Origin of the sequence: Streptomyces sp. NPDC020801, from assembly GCF_044334385.1 — a bacterium.
In the GTDB taxonomy this organism is placed as follows: domain Bacteria; phylum Actinomycetota; class Actinomycetes; order Streptomycetales; family Streptomycetaceae; genus Streptomyces.
Window position 1 is genome coordinate 1 of the sequence record NZ_JBIRST010000020.1, and the last position, 6,333, is coordinate 6,333.

General features: G+C 71.4%; 8 protein-coding genes. All 8 read right to left on the reverse strand.

Annotated elements, in window-relative coordinates; translation table 11 throughout:
• Window positions 1-97 precede the first annotated feature (97 nt).
• Window positions 98-394 carry a hypothetical protein gene (locus ACH4UM_RS31875; protein ID WP_398186906.1) on the reverse strand — a complete coding sequence of 99 codons (297 nt, stop codon included), beginning with the start codon at window positions 392-394 and terminating at the stop codon, window positions 98-100.
• Between the two features lie 216 nt (window positions 395-610).
• Window positions 611-868, reverse strand: a complete 258-nt coding sequence (locus ACH4UM_RS31880; RefSeq protein ID WP_398186909.1) for a hypothetical protein — start codon at window positions 866-868, stop codon at window positions 611-613.
• The gene (locus tag ACH4UM_RS31885; RefSeq protein ID WP_398186912.1) at window positions 855-1,169 is read right to left on the reverse strand and encodes a DUF6400 family protein; all 315 of its coding nucleotides are present in this window, start codon (window positions 1,167-1,169) and stop codon (window positions 855-857) included. Before ACH4UM_RS31885 ends, ACH4UM_RS31880 begins: the two co-directional genes overlap by 14 nt.
• A gap of 67 nt (window positions 1,170-1,236) precedes the next feature.
• Window positions 1,237-1,407: a hypothetical protein gene (locus ACH4UM_RS31890; protein ID WP_398186915.1), complete on the reverse strand. Its 171-nt coding sequence runs from the start codon at window positions 1,405-1,407 to the stop codon at window positions 1,237-1,239.
• A gap of 262 nt (window positions 1,408-1,669) precedes the next feature.
• Window positions 1,670-1,984, reverse strand: coding sequence for a hypothetical protein (locus ACH4UM_RS31895; RefSeq protein WP_398186918.1), 315 nt, complete (start codon window positions 1,982-1,984; stop codon window positions 1,670-1,672).
• A gap of 205 nt (window positions 1,985-2,189) precedes the next feature.
• Window positions 2,190-3,584 (reverse strand): hypothetical protein, encoded by a 1,395-nt coding sequence (locus tag ACH4UM_RS31900; RefSeq protein WP_398186921.1) that lies wholly within the window; start codon window positions 3,582-3,584, stop codon window positions 2,190-2,192.
• A gap of 205 nt (window positions 3,585-3,789) precedes the next feature.
• The gene (locus tag ACH4UM_RS31905; RefSeq protein WP_398186922.1) at window positions 3,790-4,506 is read right to left on the reverse strand and encodes a 4'-phosphopantetheinyl transferase family protein; all 717 of its coding nucleotides are present in this window, start codon (window positions 4,504-4,506) and stop codon (window positions 3,790-3,792) included.
• A 12-nt stretch (window positions 4,507-4,518) separates the two neighbouring features.
• Window positions 4,519-6,333: aminotransferase class I/II-fold pyridoxal phosphate-dependent enzyme (locus tag ACH4UM_RS31910; RefSeq protein ID WP_398186925.1), on the reverse strand; the 1,815-nt coding region annotated here is incomplete at its 5' end.

Consider the following 6,333-nt stretch of genomic DNA (forward strand, 5'->3'; position numbering starts at 1 on the left):
CCCGCGCACAACGCACAAGGGCCCGGCCGGGTAGCGCGTCCCTGACGCTGCCACCCGGCCGGGCCACGGCCTGCCGGTGTCACCACCGGCCGCCCTGTCAGCCGGTGTTCACGGTGCCGTTGTTCACCGGGACCGTATTGCCGTTACCGATGATGACCACCACGTTGCCCTGCCCGCCACCACCCCGGCCGTCCCTGTCATCGCCGCCACCGTGACGCCAGTGGCCGCCGTCATGGTGCCGCCAGTGGCCGCCGTCGGCCACCGCGCCGGCCGTCACCGCGTGCGCCGTCTGCGGAGCCGCGAACGCGCTCGCCGGCACCAGCGCACCACCCGCAGCCAGAACAGTCGAAGCGGTCAGCATCACAAAACGCCGGGGGTTGGAAATGCGAGCCATGAGAAATCTCCTTGACGGGAAATAGGGGATGGAAAGATCCGAATCGCTCGAACCCATGACTCAATTAAGCCCCGGATAAACAACCCCGTCACGCCCCCACAAGTCGGGACTTGACAAACTCGCCACGCCCTCTCGGCACGCGGCACCACAGTCCCGTACCTCGCGGGCCGCTCCGTCGGCCGCTGCGTCGGCCGCTGCGTCGGCGGCCCCGGAGGATCACTGCTCCCGGCCACCGCCGGACGGGCGCCCCCAAGCAGAGCGGGTGGCACCGAAATGGGTCTCGTGCGTCCAGACGTGCGTGCACGACGGGCACTGCAGGTGAAGCAGGCTGCCGGTGTTCGACAGCAGATAGCGCCAGTGCTCCCGGCAGGTGCCCCCCTGCTCGCACTCGGCGCACCCGCGGCGGTCGTCGCAGTTCGGACAGGCCACCCAGGCGCGGCGTCCGATGTCGGCCTGCGGGTCAAGCGGCATCATGGCCGCCCCCTCCGCCCGGGAGCACACCGGCGGCAACGAGCTCGTCGTACAGGCGCTGCTGCTCCGTGCTCAGGCCGGAATACAGCAGCTCGTACGCCTCCTCCTCACCACGCAGCGCAGCGACGGGATCCCAGTCGGGGCCGAGTGCGGCCAGGACATGAGTGCGGCGCAGCATCTCGTGCGCGTCCAGGTCGACGGCGAAGTCGACCGGTGCGGGGGTGCCGGATCCCTCCGCCGCGGGCCTGCTCGCAGCGGCGGGTTCGTCCGGTTCGCCGGGAAGGGCAGAGCCATGGGAGGACATGTGACCGAACGTAGGTACGCCTTACTCGCTTCGGCAAGAGAGGGTGGGTGAAGTCACAGCGGGCCGACTACCGCAGCGGCGTGGAGCAGTTTCGCCAGGCAGCGGCCAGGGCCCGCGGGATCTGCGGGATGTCGCCGCAGCCGTTCGGCCCCGCCGGGAAGCCGTCACTGGTGAGGTAGGTCCAGGGGCCGCTGGATGTGGTGCGGAAGTACTTCGTGGCGCTGCCCTCGTCCTGCATGCCCACGAGCTCCTCGTAGGTGGCCCTGGCGGTGGGCTGGAACCGGGTGCATCAGCAGGACCAGGATCTGCGGCCGCCGTGCGCCCCGGCTGCCACTTCACCCCTATGACCATGCGAACCCCTGTGGGGTTGCAGGTCCGATCACCGGGATCGGTAACGGTTCCGCATATCGCGCCGCCTTCAGTGCCGGGGACGGGCACGTCCCGGGCTCGCCTCCGGGCGACTGGTCATCGCAGCACGTCGTGGACATCGCGTGCCGCATCTACTGCGCGGTGGCCGAAAGCTGCGCGAGCTGGTCCTTGACCCAGGGATCGAAGATCGCCGACCGCTTCGCGGCCGCGGGGTGGAACATGGCCAGCTGGTCCGCGACCCAGGGGTCGATGCGGTGGCGGGTGGTGTGGTGCGGCAGGGAGCGATGGCCGGGGGCGGCCGTGGCCGCCGGGGGCGCCGGGGGCGTAGTGCGCTGGGCGGTCTCAGCGGTGGCCGCCGTCGCGGAGCCGCCGGCGGCCAGGAGGGTCCCTCCGACGGCTGCGGCAAAGATGCCCACGGTCGCGATGCGCCGCATCAGCTTCTTCATGGTCTTCCTCCCTGTACAGCCCATCCGGATGTGACTGCGTCGAATGTCCGGCCGGGGCGTCTACCCCGCCCGCCTCCCCTCACGCACCTCCCCTCACGCATGTGCGGGAGTGTCACGGGTACGGGCAGGTCCGTACCCGCTCACCAGCAGTAAGGGGTCGACCGCGCACCGCACGCTCTGAGGCCGCACGGCAACCGACAGCCGTCTACGAGGCGCTCGGCGCCGCGGAGCCGGAGCCGGCGTGCGGGATGCCGGCGGTGATCTGCACCTTGATCGGGGCCGTGTTGTTCGACGGATTCGGGTCCGCGGAGTCCGTGGGGTCGATGACCGTGATCGTCCCCCGGGCGTCACGGACTTCCTTGTCGATGCGGACCCGCAGGTAGGACCAGGGCGGGTTCTGGGTGCAGCGAACGGTCCTGCCTTCGTTCGCGTACCGGCAGTACTCCTCCTCCGCCTGCTCGTCCGGCTGTGGGGGCACGAGGGTGACTCCCTCGGGAAGGGTCACCTCCGCCAGGGTGGGGTGCCGGTCCGGTTTGTCGGGGCCCAGGTTGCGCGCGGAGGGGACCGCCACGGTGAGTTGCTCGCCGATCCTGCCGCGGAGCGTGATGCCGTCGATCGTCCAGTCCGCCTCCGGCTCGCCCGCCGAGGAGAACTCGAGGACGCCCGGGCCGTTCGGGAGGGTGTCGATGCCGATCGGCTTGAGGCCGAGCCTGCGGCCGGTGCCGGGCCGGTCCTGCGGCGACGGGCCGGCGCCGTACCCGGGCGGGTTCCCCGTGGGCCAGACGCGGTAGCTGTAGGCGCCTTTCACCCAGCAGCACGGGTCGGTGGCGCCGCGGAACGGGCCGTCCGTCTCGAAGGCCGTCCCCGGGGACAGATCACCGGAGAACCGGCAGTAGGCGGCCTTGCCGTCCGGGGTGTAGAAGCAGTTGCTGTACTTCTCCCCCGCGAGCGTGCCCTGGGACAGGGACACCGCGAGAACGAAGCCGCCGGGCGGGGAGACCTGGCCCCTGTTGCCGAAGGCGGGGGTGAGCGGGGGCAGGAAGCCGCGGCGCGAGCGGGGAATGGTGGACGGCTCGTGCTTGGCCATGAGGAGGTCGGGTTTGCCGATGCAGACCCGCCGGGTGTGCCTGACGGTGCCGGCATTGGAGCTGGTGATCCGCTCCTGGACCTCGCCGGCCGGCCCCGTCTTCGCACCCCGGGCCGAGCTCAGCGCGAAGGGGTCGAGATAGGTCTGCTGATAGAAGTCACGGGTCGTGCATGTCACGGTCCAGTCCTTGCGGGTGCAGCCCGCGCCCACCCGGCGGATCGTCACCTTGCCCTTCAGGGACGACAGGTCGTAGACGGCCACGACGTCCTTGGCGGCAAGTTCGTTCCTGCCCCGCGGATTCTGGGCGTAGAGGATGGTCTCGTAGCGGTTGAAGTCCTCGGCCTTGCCGCCGGGCGCCAGGAAGTAGGAGGCCTGAGGGTTGTCCTGCCTGAGTCTCGGCCAGCCTTCGGCGGCATCACCGGCTCCCTTGCCGGCGTGGCCCCCGCACGCCGTGCCCACCGCCCCGACCATGAGCGCGGCCACCGCCGTGCCAACGGCTCGCCCCCACCGCAACCACATCCTTCGCTCCCCCACCGCCGGGCACTTCCCCGCCGCCGATCCCATGCCTTCGGTCCCATGCCATCGGTCCCATGCCTTCGGTCCCGCGTCGATGCCACGTAACAGGACCGGTAAAGGGCAGTGGAAGTTGCGTGCCGGACGGACAGACGGACATCGGTCGTCCGGGCTGCCCGTGCCTCGCCGATGTGGGCGCGCGTGGTCAGTTCAGCGGCTTCGTCACCACGCGGTCGAGCGTCTCCACGTCCTCGAGGGGCGTGGCCTCGGCCGCGAGGACGAGCGCGAGGACCGCCGTTCCCGTGCGCCGCACTTCGGCGCGACGCCGGCCGTCGAGGGCCGGAGGTGTCAGACCGAGGATGCGGATGCGGCGCGGTGCCTCCCCGAACAGGCTGTCGCGGTCGGCCTTGATCGCGGCTTCCTTCAACGCCCAGGCGGCACAGAGGAATTCGGGCCGGTCCGGGATGACGGGCCGTTCCTCCTCGGTGAGGACGTGGTCCGCGGCCCGGCGCACCGCGGCCGCCGCCCCGGTCTCGCACACGTCCACTCCGACGGCACCCGATGCGAGCGCCACTGCGACGTGGTGGGCGGTGTGGCTGATGGAGATCTGATAAACGGCCACCGGGCCGCCGCCGACGGACACCTCAGGGCTGCCGTCTGCGCGAGGGAGGATCTCGATCTCGGTCACCGGCATGACGGCCGCATCGGCCACCAGGCACTTGGCGAGCAGCCGTCCGGCCCCCCACTCACCCTGCCGCCGGGGCGGCAGCGCGTGGAAGAGGTCCTGTTCGGCCCGGGACAACATCGGCAGTGGTGACCAGGACGGCACCCGGTCCAGGACGGCGCGCCGGGCCACGACCAGGGTGGCCCCACCCCATCGGTGGACGCGGCCCGGCGCGAGCACGGGAAACACGGTCTCCATCACAGGCCCCCGTCAGGCCGCGGTGGTGAGGCCCATGTGCCACAGCTGCCGCTCCAACGCCGTCACAGTGGACCGGATCTGGGCGGGCGTGTGGTCACAGGTCACGAAGAACCGCAGCCGGGTCAGCTCCTCGGGGACCGCGGGATGGAGGATCGGGTTGACGCTGACGCCCTGTTGGAAGAGCGCCTGGGCCAGCCGCAGGGTCTTCGCCGAGTCCCCGACGATGCACGGGATGATCGGCGTGTCGTGGCTGTCACCGATGTCGATGCCCGCCTGTCGAGCCAGGCCCGCGAAGAGCGCGGAGTTCTCCCGCAGCCGTGCCAGGCGCTGCGGCTCGGCCCGCATCGTCCGCAACGCGGCCAGTGACGCCGCGGTGTTGGCGGGCGTCATGCCCGCGCTGTAGACGAAGCCCGGGGCGGTGTACCTGAGGTAGTCGACGACGGCGCGGTCGGCGGCCACGTAACCGCCGCACCCGGCAAGCGCCTTGGACAGAGTGCCCATCCACAGGTCGACGTCCGGGCGGTCGACGTCGAAGTACTCGCCGACACCGCGCCCGCCGGCACCGACGACACCGACGCTGTGCGCCTCGTCGACCATCAGCAGCGCGCCGTGCCGGTTCTTGACGTCGATGAGAGCGGGCAGGTCGGCGATGTCGCCGTCCATGCTGTAGACGCCCTCGACGACGACGAGCACCCGCCGGTACCGGTGGCGGACCTGGCTGAGGAGGGCGTCCAGGGCGGCCGCGTCGTTGTGCGGGAAGGGCCGCCGGGTCGCGCCCGAGAGCCTGCAGCCCTGCAGGATGCTGTCGTGGGCGAGTGCGTCGTGGACGATGAGGTCCCCCGACCCGACGAGGTGCCCGATCACGGTGACGTTGGTGGCGTGTCCGCTGACCATGGTGATCGCGTCCTCGGTCCCGAGGGTGCGGGCGAGTTCACTCTCCAGCTCCACGTGGAGCGGGCGGCTGCCGGACAGCAGCCGGCTCGCGGACGCCGACGTGCCGCACCGTTCGACGGCCTGCGTGACCGCCGCACGCACGTCGGGGTGCGTGGCCATGCCCAGGTAGTTGTAACTGGAGAAGGAGATGAGTTCCCGGCCGTCGACGATGGTCCTGTCGGTCATACCGGCTTCGTGTACGAGGAAGTAGGGGTTGGGCAGCCGGAGTCGGCCGAGGATGTCCATCCGCTCGTGGTGTGCGACGACCTCCGGGAAGCACTCGATGCGCGTGTGCTCCTGCGGCTGCGAGGGGGACGCGGGAGCGGGGGACGCGGGAGCGGGCGGAGAAGGTTCCGGCTGCGGCTGCGGCTCCGGCTGGACGTGCTCGGGGAACATGTGCACGGCGGCCTGCGGGCGGGGCCCGGCGTCCGTGGCCCGGTCGGCCACAGCGTCCACGGGTGCCGCTTGGGCCGTCGCGGAGCGGCCGGTGAGCATCGCGGCGACGCTCCCGACGGTCGGCCGGGCGCACTTCTCGTCGATCGTCAGGTAGGGCCACCGGCGCTGGAGCGAGGTGAACAGGTCGGTGAGCATCAGCGAGTCGAAGCCCAGGTCGTCGACGAGCCGTTGGTCGGTCCGCAGGTGGCTCACGGGGAACGCGCTGATGCGGGCGATCTCCGCGAGCACGGCTTCCGTGACCTCGGTGGCGGGCCCGGCGCCCGGTGGCGCGCACGGCCGGGAGGACGCGGCGGGGGCGTCGGCCGTGACGGCGGTCGCGGCCCGGGGTCGCGCGGGGTCCGGGGCGGGCAGGGTCTCACTGAGGCGGCTGAGCATGGCCGTCTGCTGCCGGATCAGGTCGAGAAGCTCGTACATCGGGGTCTCCTTGGTCGGGCGGTC